The organism is Photorhabdus noenieputensis (assembly GCF_018448935.1).
Taxonomy (GTDB): domain Bacteria; phylum Pseudomonadota; class Gammaproteobacteria; order Enterobacterales; family Enterobacteriaceae; genus Photorhabdus; species Photorhabdus noenieputensis.
Genome location: NZ_RCWC01000116.1, coordinates 1 through 1405 on the forward strand (window position 1 = coordinate 1; position 1405 = coordinate 1405).

Below are 1405 nucleotides of genomic sequence, written 5' to 3' on the forward strand. Positions count from 1 at the left end.
CTGGCCGAAGCAGGGCGAGCGCAGCTGGGTGATGACGCCCGCCCAGTTTGACTGGCTCATCCGCGGCATTCACTGGCAACAAGTCGAGGGAGATGACCTGTCCGGCTGGCGAAGCTAATTCCGCTACCCCGGTCACACTTTTACCGGATAACGACGGAGAATTATCCGGTACACTGTCGGCATGACGCTCAATGACTTAATCGCGCTGGATGACCCCGGCCAGTTCCGCCTGCGGGCACTGGCGCTGCTTCAGCAACAATGTGATTATATTCGCCAGCTGGAAGAGGCCCTGAAACAGGCGCAACGCTGGCGTTTTGGCGCGCACAGTGAAACCCTGCCTGCCGGTCCCAAACGCAGTCAGTTTGAGGAAGATGCCGATACCGATATCGCGGTGCTGGAAACCCAACTGTCACGCCTGTATATCAAGGAAAACGCGACCCCGGCCCAGCCTAAACGTCAGCCTTTGCCGGCGACTTTACCCCGTGAAGATATCCGGCTGGTGCCGGAGACGGAGAGCTGCCCGGATTGCGGTCATGCCCTGCGCTTTTTGCGTGATGAAATCAGTGAGCGACTGGAATACCGTCCGGCCACGTTTATCGTCCGGCGCTATATCAGCCCGCAGTACAGCTGCGCGCGCTGTCAGTGTGTACATGCTAAAGCCCAGCCCGCCCATCTTATTGAAAAGGGCCTGCCAGAGCCGGGGTTGCTGGCTCAGGTGGTGGTGGCTAAATATCGTGACCACCTGCCGCTCTACCGTCAGCAGCAAATCTATGCCCGCAGCGGTGTCACCCTGGCCCGCAGCACCCTGTCGGACTGGGTGGGGCAGGTGGCTGTGGCATTGCAACCGCTGGCCGATGCCCTGAAGCAGACGCTGCTGACGTCCCCGGTGCTGCATGCCGATGAGACCCCGTTGCCGATACTGGCCCCGGGAAAAGGCCAGACCCAGCGAGCTTACCTGTGGACGTCTGTCACTGGCCCCGATACCTCGCCGGCAGTGGTGTACTATGAGCTGCATCCCGGCCGCAGCGGCCGTTATGCCCAGAGCCTGCTGAAAGACTGGTCGGGCGGCACGTTGGTGACGGATGACTATGCCGGTTACAACGCGCTGCATGCCCGGTCGGATATCACCGAAGCGGGTTGCTGGGCTCACGCCCGCCGCAAATTCTTTGACCAATACAAAGCGAGCCAAAGTCCGGTGGCGAAACAGGCGCTGGATGGCATTCGCGACCTGTACAAGCTGGAACGAAAAATCAAACACCGGCCGCCGGATAAACGGCGTCAGTGGCGACAGCGTTATGCCCGGCCGTGGCTGAATGAGTTCCGGTCCTGGTTGCAGACGACTCAGGCCCAAACGGCACCCAACTCCGGGTTACGCAAAGCGATAGATTACACGCTGAAGCGCTGG

The 1405-nt window shown here is 60.5% G+C and carries 1 protein-coding gene; it reads left to right on the forward strand.

Annotation, left to right across the window (positions count from 1 at the left end; translation table 11 throughout):
* Positions 1–181: 181 nt before the first annotated feature.
* On the forward strand, positions 182–1405 hold a 1224-nt coding region (locus EAE91_RS23410), incomplete at its 3' end, for an IS66-like element ISPlu20 family transposase (protein WP_214090534.1).